This window comes from Hartmannibacter diazotrophicus (assembly GCF_900231165.1).
Lineage (GTDB): Bacteria > Pseudomonadota > Alphaproteobacteria > Rhizobiales > Pleomorphomonadaceae > Hartmannibacter > Hartmannibacter diazotrophicus.
This window is the reverse complement of the sequence record NZ_LT960614.1, coordinates 1575793-1591641: the sequence shown is the minus strand read 5'-3', so window position 1 is coordinate 1591641 and position 15849 is coordinate 1575793. Positions and strand designations below refer to the sequence as shown.

General features: G+C 64.5%; 14 protein-coding genes. 4 read left to right on the top strand and 10 right to left on the bottom strand.

What is annotated here, in order from left to right; translation table 11 throughout:
* Nucleotides 1-62 precede the first annotated feature (62 nt).
* Both HDIA_RS07345 and aptA read right to left on the bottom strand, forming a co-directional pair.
* Complete coding sequence (locus HDIA_RS07345; RefSeq protein ID WP_099555579.1) at nt 63-1556, bottom strand: CoA-acylating methylmalonate-semialdehyde dehydrogenase; 1494 nt, start codon at nt 1554-1556, stop codon at nt 63-65.
* Nucleotides 1557-1944: 388 nt separating this feature from the next.
* Nucleotides 1945-3300 (bottom strand): omega-aminotransferase AptA, encoded by a 1356-nt coding sequence (gene aptA, locus HDIA_RS07340; protein ID WP_099555578.1) that lies wholly within the window; start codon nt 3298-3300, stop codon nt 1945-1947.
* A gap of 314 nt (nt 3301-3614) precedes the next feature.
* Between aptA and HDIA_RS07335 the strand changes: the two genes are divergently transcribed.
* The 3 genes from HDIA_RS07335 (at nt 3615) to HDIA_RS07325 (ending at nt 5969) form a co-directional block, all read left to right on the top strand.
* Nucleotides 3615-4277: a TetR family transcriptional regulator C-terminal domain-containing protein gene (locus tag HDIA_RS07335; protein ID WP_099555577.1), complete on the top strand. Its 663-nt coding sequence runs from the start codon at nt 3615-3617 to the stop codon at nt 4275-4277.
* Between the two features lie 80 nt (nt 4278-4357).
* Nucleotides 4358-5182 carry a lytic murein transglycosylase gene (locus tag HDIA_RS07330; protein ID WP_099555576.1) on the top strand — a complete coding sequence of 275 codons (825 nt, stop codon included), beginning with the start codon at nt 4358-4360 and terminating at the stop codon, nt 5180-5182.
* Between the two features lie 154 nt (nt 5183-5336).
* Nucleotides 5337-5969, top strand: coding sequence for a hypothetical protein (locus HDIA_RS07325; RefSeq protein ID WP_157775412.1), 633 nt, complete (start codon nt 5337-5339; stop codon nt 5967-5969).
* A gap of 124 nt (nt 5970-6093) precedes the next feature.
* On the opposite strand, the gene preA is transcribed toward HDIA_RS07325, so the two are convergent.
* Nucleotides 6094-7398, bottom strand: a complete 1305-nt coding sequence (gene preA / locus HDIA_RS07320) for an NAD-dependent dihydropyrimidine dehydrogenase subunit PreA (protein ID WP_099555574.1) — start codon at nt 7396-7398, stop codon at nt 6094-6096.
* A gap of 26 nt (nt 7399-7424) precedes the next feature.
* Nucleotides 7425-8792 (bottom strand): NAD(P)-dependent oxidoreductase, encoded by a 1368-nt coding sequence (locus HDIA_RS07315; protein ID WP_099555573.1) that lies wholly within the window; start codon nt 8790-8792, stop codon nt 7425-7427.
* 443 nt (nt 8793-9235) lie between these two features.
* Here HDIA_RS07315 and argE point away from each other — a divergent pair, with 443 nt between their 5' ends.
* A complete protein-coding gene (gene argE, locus HDIA_RS07310; RefSeq protein ID WP_099555572.1) occupies nt 9236-10399 on the top strand; it encodes an acetylornithine deacetylase in 1164 nt (387 codons plus the stop codon).
* 27 nt (nt 10400-10426) lie between these two features.
* Here the strand turns inward: argE and HDIA_RS07305 are convergent, their stop codons facing one another.
* From HDIA_RS07305 to HDIA_RS07280, 6 genes are all read right to left on the bottom strand, one after another.
* Nucleotides 10427-10990: a cytochrome b gene (locus HDIA_RS07305; protein WP_099555571.1), complete on the bottom strand. Its 564-nt coding sequence runs from the start codon at nt 10988-10990 to the stop codon at nt 10427-10429.
* Nucleotides 10991-11034: 44 nt separating this feature from the next.
* Nucleotides 11035-11808 carry an anti-sigma factor family protein gene (locus HDIA_RS07300; RefSeq protein WP_099555570.1) on the bottom strand — a complete coding sequence of 258 codons (774 nt, stop codon included), beginning with the start codon at nt 11806-11808 and terminating at the stop codon, nt 11035-11037.
* A complete protein-coding gene (locus tag HDIA_RS07295) occupies nt 11805-12311 on the bottom strand; it encodes a sigma-70 family RNA polymerase sigma factor (RefSeq protein WP_099555569.1) in 507 nt (168 codons plus the stop codon). The genes HDIA_RS07300 and HDIA_RS07295 overlap by 4 nt, the downstream gene beginning before the upstream one ends.
* A 5-nt stretch (nt 12312-12316) precedes the next feature.
* A complete protein-coding gene (locus tag HDIA_RS07290; protein WP_099555568.1) occupies nt 12317-12712 on the bottom strand; it encodes a COG4315 family predicted lipoprotein in 396 nt (131 codons plus the stop codon).
* 100 nt (nt 12713-12812) lie between these two features.
* On the bottom strand, nt 12813-13382 hold the full coding sequence (locus HDIA_RS07285; RefSeq protein ID WP_099555567.1) for a YceI family protein: 570 nt from the start codon (nt 13380-13382) through the stop codon (nt 12813-12815).
* Nucleotides 13383-13558: 176 nt separating this feature from the next.
* Complete coding sequence (locus tag HDIA_RS07280; RefSeq protein ID WP_099555566.1) at nt 13559-15766, bottom strand: anthranilate synthase component I; 2208 nt, start codon at nt 15764-15766, stop codon at nt 13559-13561.
* Nucleotides 15767-15849 lie beyond the last annotated feature (83 nt).

Here is a 15849-nt window from a genome sequence, read left to right as displayed (position 1 = left end):
AAAAACAGAAGGCCCGGCGGACGTCCACCGGGCCTTCGCAAAATTCCATGTCCGCGCCGTCCTCACATCGTTGGGAAGTTGAACTGCGCACCCGCCTTGATGCCTTCCGGCCAGCGGCTGGTGATGGTCTTGACGCGGGTATAGAAGCGCACGCCTTCCGGCCCGTAGATGGCGTGATCGCCGAAGAGCGACCGCTTCCAGCCGCCGAAGGAGTGGTAGGCCACCGGAACCGGCAGCGGCACGTTGATGCCGACCATGCCGATCTCGATCTGGTCGGCGAAGGTGCGGGCCGCGTCGCCGTCGCGGGTGAAGATCGCGGTGCCGTTGCCGTATTCATGATCGTTGATCATCTTGGCGGCCTCGGCGAAGCTTTCGGCGCGGACGACGCCGAGAACCGGCCCGAAGATCTCGGTCTTGTAGATCGCCATGTCGGTCGTGACCTTGTCGAACAGGGTGCCGCCGAGGAAATAGCCGTTCTCATAGCCCTGCAGCGAGAAGCCGCGACCGTCGACGACGAGGTCAGCGCCTTCCTTGACGCCCTGATCGATGAGGCCGGAGATGCGCGCCTTGGCCTCGGCCGTGACGACCGGGCCCATTTCCGCGTCGCTGTCGGTGTAGGGGCCGATCTTCAGGCTCTGCACCTTCGGCTTCAGCGCTTCGACCAGCTTGTTGGCCGTACCCTCGCCCACCGGCACCGCGACCGAGATCGCCATGCAGCGCTCGCCGGCCGAGCCATAGGCCGCGCCCATCAGCGCGTCCACCGCCTTGTCCATGTCGGCGTCGGGCATGATGATGGCGTGGTTCTTCGCGCCGCCAAGAGCCTGGACGCGCTTTCCGTGCGCCGTGCCGGTCGAATAGACATATTCGGCGATCGGGGTGGAGCCGACGAAGGAAATCGCCTTGACGTCGGGATGCTTCAACAGCGTGTCGACGGCGAGCTTGTCACCGTGGACGACGTTGAGGACGCCATCGGGGAAGCCGGCTTCCTGGAAGAGTTCCCAGACGAGGTTGACGGCGGAGGGATCGCGCTCGGACGGCTTCAGCACGAAGGTGTTGCCGCAGGCGATCGCCACCGGATACATCCACATCGGCACCATGGCCGGGAAGTTGAACGGCGTGATGCCGCCAACGACGCCGAGCGGCTGGCGGTCGGACCAGCTATCGATGTTGGGGCCGACGTTGCGCGAGAACTCGCCTTTCAGGAGATGGGGGATGCCGCAGGCGAACTCGACGACCTCAAGACCGCGCTGAACCTCGCCGAGGGCGTCGGAGTGGGTCTTGCCATGCTCGCGGCTGATCTCCGTCGCGATGGCGTCCATGTTCGCCTCGATGAGATCCTTGAACTTGAACATCATCCGGGCGCGGCGCAGCGGCGGGGTCGTTCCCCAGGCCGGAGCGGCGGCCTTGGCGGCGGCGACGGCGGCGTTGATCTCGTCGAGCGTGGAGAGCATCAGGGTGCCCTGCGCCTCGCCGGTCGCCGGGTTGAAGATCGGTTGCGAGCGGTCGCTCGTCGACATCACCTTCTTGCCGTTGATGCAGTTCTCGATCTGATACATGGGTTCTCCCCTGGCATGGGTTCTTCGCGCCGGCCACCGCCTGGTCAGCCTTGTGATGGCGGCCATTTAGCATGTTATTTCTTGATCATCGTAGAGGCCATTTCCCACAACGGGTGTGCATGGATGCACATCTCATGGTGAGTTGCCTTGCGCCATCCCCCTCATCCGGCCCTTCGGGCCACCTTCTCCCCAAAGGGTAGAAGGTAAAAAGCTGCGGCGGCTGGCCAATTCCGCGCATTGGTCGAGAAAGGCGGCGCCACAACTTACCCTTCGCCCCATGGGGAGAAGGTGGCCCGAAGGGCCGGATGAGGGGGAGTAGCGACAAAAAAGGCGCCGCAATCCATGCGGCGCCTTCTTGTAGAATTCGGCAGTCGGGCAGCCCTTCCGCTTATTCGAGATCCTTCAACACCATCGCAAGCGTCGCGACGATCTCGTCGATGTGGTGATCCTCCACGATCAGCGGCGGCGAGAGCGCGATGATGTCGCCGGTGGTGCGGATCATGACGCCCTTTTCGTAGGCCTTGAGGAAGGCGTTGAAGGCACGCTTGGTGGGCGCTCCCGGGATCGATTCCAGTTCAATGGCGCCGACGAGGCCGATGTTGCGGATGTCGATGACATGAGGCATGCCGCGCAGCGAGTGCAGCGCCGTCTGCCAGTAGGTGCCGAGGCCCTTGCCGTCGCCCGGCTCGTCCGCATCCATAGCGCCCTTTGTCAGCAGCCCCTCCTCGGCATAGGTGTCGAGGGTCGCGAGCGCCGCAGCGCAGGCGAGCGGGTGGCCGGAGTAGGTGTAGCCATGGAAGAACTCGATGACGTGCTCGGGCCCGTTCATGAAGGCGTCGTAGATCTTCTTCTGCAGGAAGACCGCACCCATCGGCACCGTGCCGCTGGTGATGCCCTTGGCCGTCGTGATGAGGTCCGGCATGACGCCGAAATAGTCTACCGCGAAGGGCGTGCCGAGGCGGCCGAAACCGGTGATGACCTCGTCGAAGATGAGCAGGATGTCGTGCTTGTCGCAGATCGCCCTGAGCTTTTCGAGATAGCCCTTCGGCGGGATGAGCACGCCGGTGGAGCCCGCCACCGGCTCCACGATCAGGGCCGCGATGGTGGAGGGATCGTGCAGCGTGATCACCTGCTCCAGATCGTCGGCGAATTCCTCGCCGTGCTCGGGAACGCCGCGCGTGAAGGCGTTGCGCTCCAGGTCATGGGTGTGGCGGATGTGGTCGACGCCGGTGAGTAGCGTGCCGAACATCTTGCGGTTGGAGACGATGCCGCCGACCGAAATGCCGCCGAAATTGACGCCGTGGTAGCCGCGCTCGCGGCCGAGAAGACGGAACTTGGAGCCGTTGCCCTTGGCGCGGTGATAGGCGAGCGCGATCTTGAGCGCGGTTTCGACCGATTCCGAGCCGGAGTTGGTGAAGAAGACGTGGTCCATCGGCGACGGCAGCATGGCCGTCAGGCGCGAGGCCAGCTCGAAGGCCTTCGGGTGGCCCATCTGGAAGGCCGGCGCATAGTCCAGCTCGCCGGCCTGGGTGGCGATCGCCTCGACGATCTTCGGGCGGGCATGGCCCGCGTTCACGCACCACAGGCCCGCCGTGCCGTCGAGGATCTGCCGGCCCTCGGCATTCTTGTAATACATGCCCTTGGCCGAGACGAGCATCCGCGGGTCCTGCTTGAACTGGCGGTTGGCCGTGAACGGCATCCAGAAGCTGTCGAGGTTGTTGGTGGAAACGCGTGTGTCGGCCATGGTGAGGCTCCAGAGAGGCGATGTGGCCGTATCCTCAAGGGGCGGCCGGACGATGTTGGACGAAACGGGATGCGTCGGACCTGTCGGCGGGGAACTTCGACGGCGCAAAGCCCGGCAACAGGACCGGACGGGCCGCCGGGCGGTCCCGGGCTGGCGACTGGCCGTGAACACAAGGCCTTGCATATTTTCTGACTGTTTGGTCAACATTAAGCTATTGGATGCTCGAATCCGTCTCAAGGGGAATTTTTAGACGATTCCCGCGCCCCCGGCCGGGCCCGGAATCACCGGACAGATCAGGAAAGGGTTGGCGCCCCATGCTTGTCGACAACACGGCCCGAGCCAGCCAGAGCAAGAAACGAACCCGAATCCAGATCGAGAATGAGGAACGCATTCTCGATGCGGCGCTCGACATCTTCTCCACCTATGGCTTTCGCGGCGCGACCGTCGACCAGATCGCCGAATCCGCCGGCATGTCGAAACCGAACCTGCTCTATTACTTCCGCCGCAAGCAGGACATCTATGTCGCGGTGCTGACCCGCACGCTGGAAAGCTGGCTGACGCCGCTGGAAGCGATCGACCCCGATGGCGATCCGGAAGAGGAAATTCGCCAGTTCGTGTCGCAGAAGATGGCGATGTCGCGCGATAACCCGAAGGCCTCGCGGCTTTTCGCGTCGGAAATCCTGCAGGGTGCGCCAACGGTCATGCCGCAACTGAAGACCGAACTCCGGGACATCGTCGAGCGCAAGTCCGCCGTCCTCAAGGGCTGGATGGCGGCCGGCCGCCTCGCCCCGGTCGATCCGGTGCATGTCATCTTCATGATCTGGGCGATGACCCAGCACTATGCCGATTTCGACACGCAGATCGTCGGCGTCACGGGCGAGAGCATCGTCACGTCGCCGGCCATGTTCGAGGCCGCCTCAAAGTCGGTCGGCGACATTTTCTTCAAGGGCATCCTGCCGCGACCGCCACAAGAATGACGTCTGCTCATTGAAGGATCGGCCGCGGGCCTGTATTGCAAGGATCGTCGACGTCCCGACCATACGGAGACTGCGGATCGATGCTGTTCAAATCTTGCGTCAAGTTTGTCGCTGCCTGCGCCTTTCTCGCAGCCGGTTCCCTTTCCTCCGCCGCGGCCACCTGCGGCAACACGGCGGACGGTTTCAATGCCTGGCTGACGGATTTCCAGCAACTGGCGATGGCCAACGGCATCTCGCAATCGACGCTCAATCAGGCGCTCAGCGGCGTGTCCTACGACCGCAAGGCGATCAGCCTCGACCGGGGGCAGAAGAAGACCTTCTCGCAGAGCTTCGAGAAATTCGCCTCCACGCGCGCCAACGCCGGAGCGATCGCGCTCGGCAAGAAGGCCTACAAGCGCAACGCCCAGCTCCTCTCGCAGGTGGAAGCCGCCTACGGAGTTCCGGGCGAGGTGGTCGTTGCACTTTGGGGCCTGGAGACGGGCTTCGGCAACTTCTCCGGCAACAAGGGCGTCTTCGCGCCGCTTGCAACCCTTGCCTATGACTGCCGGCGCTCGGCCTTCTTCACCAATGAACTCATCTCCGCGCTCAAGATCCTGCAGCGCGGCGACCTGACGCTTTCGGAAATGAAGGGCGCCGGCTTCGGCGAACTCGGCCAGACGCAGTTCCTGCCGTCGAAATACCTCGCCTACGCGGTCGACGGCGACGGCGACGGACGGCGCGACCTGATCCGCTCGGTGCCGGACGTCCTCTATTCGACCGCCAACTACCTGCGCGGCCACGGCTGGATCCCCGGCGCGGGCTACCAGGAAGGCGAGCCGAACTTCAAGGTCTTCAACGACTGGAACCTGTCGACGGTCTACCAGCAGACCATCGCCTATTACGCCGGAAAGATCGCGGCAAACTAGGCGGATTGTCCATTTCCAGGTCGCATCGTCGCTCCGGGCCGATGCCGGCGGATCGTCCGATGTCTCAGGGCATGGCCGGCCCGATTGACCCGCGTCAATGCGGGCGCGGCAGATAACGACGACAGTCGCTCCGGCAAACAGCTGGAGAACTGTCATGAAAAACTTGACTGCATTGTTCGTTGCGCTCGGCGTCGGCCTCATGGCGCTCGCCGCAGTGCCGGCTTCAGCGGCCGGGACCGGGACCGAAGTGCGCGTCGCCCTGCTCGACATGTCCGCGATGATGGGACGAGGCGGAGGCTGGGGCGTGATGGGCGGCGGCGGTGCGCCGGGAGCAGGCCCGAACCAGGACGGGCAAGGCTGGGGCATGATGGGCCAGCGGCGCGGTGGCTACGGTTTCGGTCACGGCTGGGGCATGATGGGCGGAGGTCCAGGCCAGGGTGGCTCCGGCTGGGGCACGATGGGGATGGGCCGGATGACGATCCGCACCGATCATGCCACGGTCAAGGCGGGTGACGTGCATTTCACCGTCACCAACTGGTCGCAGGCCATCGTGCACGAGATGATCGTCGTCGCCGTCGACAACCCCGATGCACCGCTTCCCTACGATTACGACACCGGGCGCGTGCCGGAAGACCAGATCAAGACCCTCGGCGAGGTGAGCGACCTGTCGCCCAACGCCGTCGGCGACCTCGACGTCAATCTGGCACCCGGTTCCTATCTCCTGATCTGCAACGTGGCCGGCCACTACGCCGCCGGCATGGTGACCCCTCTCACGGTCACACCGTAGAGACCAGCGGCAGGGACGAGCGTCCGAGAGAACTGCAGCTATCGCGAACGGCTTGTCCGAATGCCGTCTCGTCGCCGGAGATCATCCCTTGCGAGGGCGGTCCTTGGACGACCGGGGAACGCGCTTACTCCGCCGCCACCTTCGCCATCGGATTGTTCGGATGGGTCGTCCAGTTGGCGTAGGGCTCGATGGGCTTCTTGGTGCGCGGATCGATGCCCGACGTCATCGGTTCCATGGTGATGCAGTTCTCGACCGGGCAGACATTGACGCAGAGATTGCAGCCGACGCATTCCTCGTCGATCACCTCAAAATGCCGGGCGCCATCGACCATCGACGTGATCGCCTGATGGGACGTGTCCTCGCAGGCAATGTGGCAACGTCCGCACTTGATGCAGAGATCCTGGTCGATCTTCGCCTTGGTCACGTAGTTGAGGTTGAGATACTGCCACTCGGTGACATTGGGCACCGCCCTGCCCCGGAAGTCCTCGATTGACCTGTAGCCCTTCTCGTCCATCCAGTCGGAGAGGCCGTCGATCATCTCCTGAACGATCTTGAAGCCGTAGGTCATGGCCGCCGTGCAGACCTGCACGTTGCCGGCGCCGAGCGCGATGAATTCGGCCGCGTCGCGCCAGGTGGTGACGCCGCCGATGCCGGAGATCGGCAGGTCGCGGGTCTCAGGATCGCGGGCGATGGCCGAGACCATGTTGAGCGCCATGGGCTTGACCGCCGGGCCGCACATGCCGCCATGGCTGCCCTTGCCGTCGATGGTCGGCGTCGGCGCGAAGAGGTCGAGGTCGATGGACATGATCGCCGAGACCGTGTTGATCAGTGACACGGCGTCCGCCCCACCCGCGTTGGCCGCGCGTGCGGGAAAGCGAATGTCGGTGATGTTCGGCGTCAGCTTGACGATGACGGGCATGCGGCTTGCCGCTTTCGCCCAGCGCGTCACCATCTCGATATATTCCGGCACCTGGCCGACGGCCGAGCCCATGCCGCGCTCGCTCATGCCGTGCGGGCAGCCGAAGTTGAGCTCGATGCCGTCGGCCTCGGTCTCGGCGACGCGCTGGACGATGTCGGTCCAGTTGCGCTCCTCGCAAGGCACCATCAGCGAGACGACCAGCGCGCGATCCGGCCACTTCTTCTTGACCTCCTTGATCTCGCGAAGGTTCAGCTCGAAGGGCCTGTCGGTGACGAGCTCGATATTGTTGAGAGCAACGAGGCGGCGGTCGCCGGCATGCATGACGCCATAGCGCGGGCCGGAGACGTTGACGACGGGTGGGTCCTCGCCCAGCGTCTTCCAAACGACGCCGCCCCAGCCGGCCGCATAGGCGCGCTCGACGTTATACTGCTTGTCGGTCGGCGGCGCCGAGGCCAGCCAGAAGGGATTGGGCGACTTGATCCCGCAGAAGGTGGTCGAAAGGTCTGCCATGACGGGTCTCCTCTTTCGAACGTCGGTCAGCCGGCCAGCGCGGCGTTGATGGATTTCGCGGCGGCCTTGCCCTGCGCGACCGCGACGACGGTGAGGTCCTCACCTAGGCCGGTGCAGTCGCCGCCGGCCCAGACCTTGGCGCCGGAAGTGCGGAATTCCGCGTCGACCTTGATCTTGCCCTTCTCCAGCGCAATCGCCCCGCCGAGAGGCGTGGCGTCGCCAAGGGTCTGGCCAATCGCCTTCATCACCTGATCGGCGGGAAGCACCAGTTTCTCGCCGGTTCCAGCGAGTTTTCCATCCGCTCCGATGCTGGTGCGCTCAAGCTCGATGCCGCTCACCTGCCCGTCCTCGACGAGGAGCGCCGACGGCGCCAGGTGAGTGCGGATCAGGACGCCGGCATTGCGGGCGACCTCGCGCTCGTATGGGCTGGCGTTCATCGCCTCCTCGCCGCGGCGGTAGACGATGGTGACGTCCTCGGCGCCGAGCAATTTGGCCTGCACGGCGGCGTCGACCGCCGTCATGCCGCCGCCGATGACGACGACCGCGCGTCCGACGGGCACGGTTGCCTTGTCTTCGGCCTGCCGCATCGCCTCGATCCACTCGACCGCGTCGACAACGCCTTCCCCGGCCTCGCCGGCAAGGCCGAGCGCATTGACGCCCTGAAGCCCCATGCCGAGGAACACGGCATCGTAATTGGCGGTGAGGTCGGCGAGCATGATGTCGCGGCCAAGCGCCTTGCCCGCCTCGATCGTGATGCCGCCGATGGCGAGCACGAAGTCAACCTCGTCCTGCGCAAAATCGCCGGTCGTCTTGTAGGCGGCGATGCCATGCTCGTTGAGGCCGCCGGCCTTCGGCCGCGCCTCGAAGATCGTGACGTCATGGCCCTCGAGCGCCAGGGCATGGGCGCAGGCAAGGCCCGCCGGGCCGGCCCCGACGACAGCGACCTTTTTGCCGGTCGCCGGCTTGCGGGTGCCATAGGTCGCGTGGCCGGCCATGTAGTGATCGGTCGCATAGCGCTGCAGGAGACCAATCTGCACCGGCTTTTCTTCCGCCGTGTTGCGGACGCAGGCTTCCTCGCACAACGTTTCCGTCGGGCAAACGCGGGCGCACATGCCGCCGAGAATGTTGGAGGAGAAGATCGTCTTCGCCGCGCCGTCCACATTGCCGGTCATGATCTTGCGGATGAAGAGTGGAATGTCGATCGACGTCGGACAGGCCGTCAGGCAGGGCGCGTCGTGACAGAAATAGCAGCGGTCCGCCGCGACCAGCGCCTCATGAGTACTGAGAGGCGGATGGATGTCGGCGAAATTGGCGGCGATCTCGACGGCCGGCAACCGACCGGCCGCGATATCGGGCTCGGACCGCACGGCCACAACGTCAGGTCTGGTCGACATGATTGTCCCTCCTCATGCGATTTGCGGTGACGAGACGGCGCGCGGCGGCATCGAGCCACCTCGACAATCGTCGAGGCCTCCGAACGCAACACCCACTCATTCCCGCAAGACCGGCGCGGCGGCCTGGCCCCGCGCATCAACAAGAATTCCCCTCGGCAGTGCATTTTTGCTTGGCGCCGAATTTCATTGATCATCCGGTCAAAATTTTGCGACGTCAAGTGGCTTGGAATGATTCCAGCGAAAAATTCGCCCATAATGGCGGCCTGCCGATAATTTCGGCATTTTCGTCTTTTTGGAGGGAACAGAGACGCAGCAGCGTGCCGCATGGACCATGGCTGAGCCGAGATGTTCTTCACGACGCACCGCAAAGTCGGCTATCAAAGGGTCGACTCCCAATGCGCCAATCGCCGTCAGGCCCTCCCCCTCACGCATCCGGATTTGGAATGACTATCGACACGGCCGTCACCAAGGCCATCCTGGAAACGCTCGTTGGCTTCGACACGACAAGCCGAAACTCCAACCTCGACCTCATCGCCTGGGTCGAGGACTACCTTAGCCGGCACGGGATTGACTCCGAGCGCGTCTATGACGAGACCGGAGAAAAGGCCAACCTCTTCGCGACAATCGGCCCGGCGGATGCTCCCGGCTACATCCTCTCCGGCCATACGGATGTCGTGCCGGTCGACGGCCAGCCGTGGTCCAGCGATCCGTTTGTGCTGAGGGAAGAAAGCGGCAAGCTCTATGGGCGCGGCGCCTGCGACATGAAGGGCTTTCTCGCCGTCTGCCTCGCCGCCGTTCCGATGCTGAAGAGCAAGCCGCTCAAGACGCCGATCCACCTCGCCTTTTCCTATGACGAGGAGGTCGGCTGCATCGGCGTGCGCGGTCTGATCGACGCGCTGAAGTCCCGCCCTCTCCTGCCGCTCGCCTGTTTCGTCGGCGAACCGACCGAAATGCAGGTGGTGACGGCCCACAAGGCCAAACGCTCGCTGCGGGTCACGGTCACCGGTCTTTCCTGCCACTCCTCGCTCGCACCGCATGGCGTCAACGCGGTCGAATATGCGGCAAGGCTGATCGGCAAGATCGGCGAGGTTGGCGCCCAGTTGGCGCGCGGGCCATCCGACGCGCTCTTCGACGTGCCGGTGACGACGACCCATGTCGGCACGATCAGCGGCGGCACGGTGCTGAATATTGTGCCCGACGAGTGCCAGTTCACCTTCGAGATCCGCGCCCTGCCGCGCCAGGATGCCGACGCGCTGCTGCAGGAAATCGAGGTCTACGCCCGCGAGGTGCTGGTTCCCGAGATGCGCATGCGCCATCCAGAAGCTGGCATCGACTTCGAGATCACCTCGGCCTTTCCCGGCCTCGATACCGAGCCGGATGCGGAGGTGACGCGGCTGGCCAAGCGGCTCGCCGGGCGTAACGATCACGCCAAGGTCGCCTACGGCACCGAGGCGGGGCTTTTCGATGAAGCGGGCATTCCCACCGTTGTCGTCGGGCCCGGCTCAATTGGCGAGGCGCACAAGCCCGACGAGTTCATTGCGATCTCCGAGCTGGAAAAATGCGCGGCCTTCATCGAGCGGCTGGCGGAAAAGGCCTGCGACGGCTGAGCCGAAAGCGGACCGGAAACGAAACGCCTACCGTCCCATCCGGCTGACGAGCATGCGAACCAGCGTACCGTCTCTCAGCAGGAAGTGGTGCCGCAGGGCCGCCGCAACATGGAGCACGACGATCGCCGTCGTGCCATAGGCGAGCAGGGCGTGCCACCGGGCCAGAAAATGCTCCAGCGCGTCGGATGGGGTGACCGGCAAATTCGGGATCACGACGAGATCGAAGGGATAGGACGGGATCCGCAGCGGCGATGCCGATACGACGGCCCAGCCAAGCAGCGGGATGGCCAGCGTCAGGAGCAGCAACGCGATCTTGACCAACCGGGCGAGCAGGATTTCGCGCCAGTCCTCGGTGCCGAGCGGCCGGGGCGCCGGGTTGGCGAGAACCCACAGCAGGCGGACGGCGGCCAGCAGCAGGATGAGGAATCCGAAGGACTTGTGCCACTGGTAGAGGTTGAACTGGAGGCCCGGATCGTTGCCGACACGGGTCATGACGACGCCAAGCGCCAGCTGGAGCAGAAACAGTAGCGCGATCGACCAATGAAGCAGAATGCTGCCCCAGCCATAGGTGGCCTGACCGTTGCGGATCATGGATTTTCTCCTGGCTGCGAGCGGGTCGCCGCTGGCTTCCCCGCTCAGCTCAATTGCGCATAGGCGTCGAGCGATATCTGGTGCAATTCCTCACGCGGCAGGTTGCCCACCATCGCGCAGTCGATGTGGATGTCCTTCCAGAAGAAGGCTTCCAACTCATCGAACTTCTCATAGTGGAAGGCCGTCTCGCGCTCGTTGCTGGCCGGCACGATATAGAGTGTGATGCGCCGGCCCTTTTCGTCCTCGTACATGAACTGGGCGGCGGGCTTGCTGCCGGCCGGCAACAGGCGTCCCCCGACGAGGCTGAAACCCTGCGTCCTGAGATCTGGGATGTTCAACGGCCGGTCGAGACGCTTGGAGAGCCAGGTCGACAGATGCTGCTCCTGCGTCGCCTTGACCTCGACCGGATGCAGCACCTCGCCCGAATAGAGGCTGTGCGCGGCAACCGCTTCCGCGACGAGCCCGGCCTGACCGCCGGAAACCGGCCCAAGGTCGCCTCGGACGAACCAGCCGGAGAGGCTTCCAAGAGCAAAGACGACGGCGGCAGCCGCAGCAAATCCTGCCAACCGCGGCGCCGACCAGTGACGCTCGGCGGACATTCTTCGGACATCAAGGCGTTCGGGAACGACTTCGCCTGCTGCCGGCGCATAAAGCGCGGCAATCGCCTCGTTCTGCCGGCGCCAGCGAGCCACGGCCGCGGCGTCTTCGGCATTATGGGTCAGATGCTCCTCGACGATGCGCCGCCGCTCGTCATCGAGCTGGCCGTCGACATAGGCCATCAGGTCGGTCTCGTTGACGGAATTCTTCTCGCCGCTCATTTCACCGACCTCAACCTGCGCACCGTTCCCTCCGAAGAGGCGCGAAGCGCCGCCCGCGCGCGGCCGATCCGCGACATGAGCGTGCCGATCGGAATATCGAGCACCTCCGCCGCCTCGGCATAGCTCAGCCCCTCCAGAACGACAAGCAGCAGCGCCTCGCGTTGCTCCGGCGCGAGCTGTTGCATCGCTCTTGCCATGTCGGCGAGAGCGAGTTGACCGGTCTGGCTTTCGGGCACATGCGGCTCGACCGTCATCGTCTCGATCGGCTCGGCCGCCGGACGGCGCCGCTCGCGGCGCAAGTCGTTGCGATAGATGTTCACCAGAACCTTGAAGAGCCAGGCCTTGAGCGGGCCGGTCGGCCGCCAGAAGCTCTGGCGGCGCACGGCCCGCTCCAGACAGTCCTGGACGAGATCATCGGCGCGCTCGGCGTCATGCGTCAGCGCGCGCGCATAGCGCCTCAGGGCGGGTACGCTGGCCATGACCTCGTCCAGATAGTCCGACATGATCGTCAGTTGTCCTTCACGACGTGCCACACGCCCTTGACGCCATCGCCAGTCGTATCGCCGGGCTTCTTGTCCTTCTGCCAAAAATACAGAGGCTTGCCGTCATAGGCCCACTGCTTCATGCCGTCCTTGCGGGAAACGAGCGTGAATTCGCCGTCAGCGCTCGCACCCTTGACGGCAATGAACGGCGGCCACAGAACGGCGCATTCGCCATAGCAGTTGGACTGGCCCTTGGCGTCCTTGTCGAAGACGTAAAGCGTCATGCCGCCTTCGCCGACGAGGACGTCGCCCTTGTCCGTCATCATGGTCTTGACGGCCCCAGCGGCATAGTCTTCGGCGGACGCCGGCATGGTGGACAGGACGGTCGCGGCGGCGAGCACGGCCAGCATTCGGGTAAGCATCGTGACGTTCCTTGTTTTCCTGGACGGCTCGACTGCCGGCCGTCATGAAGGAAAACACCGCCCGGACAATTCTATTCCCGGGCCCGGATATTATTTTCGGCTATTGCCGGCGACCGTTCATCACCATGTCGAGATCGACGACCGTCGAATAGATCGGGGCGCCGATTTCCATGTCGTAATAGCCGCGCCGGATTTGGCCCACGACGTGGAAAGCCAGCGTCGAGCCCTTGGCGCTGACAAGCGTCGCATCGAAGGTCTGGGGGTAGGTGTGCCCCTTCGCCGTCAGAGTGCCTTCGATTTTGGCCGTCGTATCGCCGGTCTGTGTCACGCGGGTCGACCGAAAGGTGATGTCGGGGTAGTCCGCCACGTCGAAGACGACACCGGACTTGAGGAAATTCTCGATGACCGGCGTTCCCGCCGTGACACTTCCCGGATTGAGGACGAAATCGACCGTCGACTTACCGATATCCTTCGGATGCAGATCGAAAACGCCGTGAAAGCGCTGGAAAGTGCCCTCGATGCCTCCGCCGCCGATTTGCCCGACGGAAAAATGGATCTGCGAGGAGGAGTCGATGGCATAGCGGCCCGGGGCGACGTCAAGCGTTTCGGCATTGGCTGGCAGGACGGCCGCGGCCACCAGAAGGCTTGCAGCGAAATATTGGATGCGCATGGTGATCGTTCCTTTTGCGTGTTCGCCCTTGCAGGCAGGGTTCCGTAGTCAGGTCCCAGAACACCGCACGCGCCTGTTTATTCCATCGCCATGTATCAAAGCCCAATCACAAGATCGGGCCGCGATCGTGATGATCGCGGCCCGTTCCAGCCAAAAACCAAGTCTCCAGGGATCGGCTACGACACCCGCTTTGCGCCTTCGTCCGCCCGGTTACGGCGAGCCAGCACCAGATGACGCACGGCATTTTCCACGATCACATGACCCGCATCGTCGCCGAGCGACATGATCGATTCCGGGTGAAACTGAACCGCCGCGATGGGCTCGCTCGCATGTTCGATCGCCATCACGATACCGTCCTCGGTGCGGCCGGTGACGCGGATTTCCTCGGGAAGCGTTTCCGGCCTGGCATGCAGCGAATGATAGCGGCCGATGATGATCTCCTCCGGCAAACCAGCGAAAAGGCCGGTCGTTTCGACCGCGACCGGCGACGGCTTGCCATGGACCGGGATGTCGAGCTGGCCAAGGGTCGCACCGAAGGATTCGGCGATCGCCTGCAGGCCGAGGCAGACGCCGAAGATCGGAATGCCCCGCTCGCGCGCCGCCGCGATCGTGCGGGTACACAGGAAGTCCTTCGGATTGCCGGGGCCGGGCGACATGACCAGAAGATCGGGCTTCAGGCGGTCGAGCTCGGCAACGTCGAAGCCAACGCCCTTGGCGGCGCGCTCCGTCACGACATGGGCGCCGGTCTGGCGAAAGTAGTTCGCCAGAGTATGGACGAAGCTGTCCTCGTGGTCGACGAGGAGGATCTTGAGCCCCTCCCCGATCGTCGCCGGCCCGTTGGTCAGCGGCGCATCCTTGACGGTTCCCGCCTCGCGGATCGCCGTGATCATGGCGGAGGCCTTGAGCTCGGTCTCCTGTTCCTCGGCCATAGGATCGGAATCGTAGAGCAGCGTCGCGCCGGCGCGCACCTCGGCGATTCCGTCCTTGAGGCGGACGGTACGTAGCGTCAGACCGGTGTTGAGATCGCCGTTGAAGAGCAGAGCGCCGACGGCGCCGCCGTACCAGGCGCGGGCGGACTTTTCGTGCTGCTCGATGAATTCCATCGCCCAGCGCTTCGGCGCGCCGGTCACCGTCACCGCCCAGGCGTGGGAGAGGAAAGCGTCGAGGCCGTCGAGCCCTTCGCGCAGCCGGCCCTCGATATGGTCGACGGTGTGGATCAACCGCGAATACATCTCGATCTGGCGGCGGCCGAGGACCTTCACCGACCCCGGCTCGCAGATGCGGCTCTTGTCGTTGCGGTCGACGTCGGAGCACATGGTCAGCTCCGCCCGGTCCTTGTTGGAATTGAGCAGCGTCAGGATCTGCTGCTCGTCCTCGATGGCGTTGCGGCCGCGCTTGATGGTGCCGGAAATCGGGCAGGTCTCGACCCGGCGGCCATTGGTGACGCGCACGAACATTTCCGGCGAGGCACCGACGAGAAACTCGTTTTCGCCGAGGTTGAACATGAAGCCGTAGGGCGAGGGATTGATCTGCTGCAGCTTGCGGGAAATGGCCGACGGCGGCGCCGACGGGCGCTCGTAGAAGGTCTGGCCGGGCACGACCTCGAAGAGATCGCCGCGCTTGAAGTACTCGACCGCCTTGGCAACCGAGGCGGCATATTCGCCGGGCTCATGGTCGCCCCGCCCCGGGATCCGGGTCGCCTGCGAAAAGGGCGACTCCTTGCCGTCGCGCGGAAGGCCCTCGGTCGACGTGCCATTCACCGTGAAGTCGTAGGCATAGACGGTCGCCGCGGCGCGGTAGTGGTCGACGATCAGGATCTCGTCGGGCAGGTAAAGCACCAGATCGCGCTGGTCGTCCGGACGCGGCAGGCGGAACTCAATCGGCTCGAACTGGAAGGCGAGATCGTAGCCGAATGCGCCGTAGAGGCCGAGGACGGAATCCTCGTCGCATTTGAAGGCCGCGATGATGCGGCGGATCACCGAGAAGACGGACGGCTGGCGGGAGCGCTCCTCTTCCGGGAACCGCCCCCCGGGCAGCTTCACCGTCAGTTCGATACGGTCCTTGCCGGCCGAGAAGGATGCAAGCTCCTCGGCGCCTTCGAGCGCGGCCGCTATCGCCGGCAGGAGAACGTGACCGCGCGCATTCAGCACCTCGATGACGACATGGCGCCCCCGCGCGGTCAGCGCGACCGGCGGGTTGACGAAGGCCATGTCGGAGCGGGTGTAGCGCCCCGGATATTCGTAGTTGGAGGAGAGCACCACGCCGCGCCGGGTGTCGAGCATGTCGACATACTCCAGCGCGGCGTCCTTGTAGGGCACCTCGTGCGGACGCCGCACGGCGGAGATCCCGCCGGCGGTCGTAAAGCTTTCCTCGCGCGTCATCATCGTCACGTTACTCCACCGGGCCGGGCCTTGGCCGGCTTCTTGTGTTCTGCCCTGCTCCGACCCCGGAGACGCCCTTCAGACAA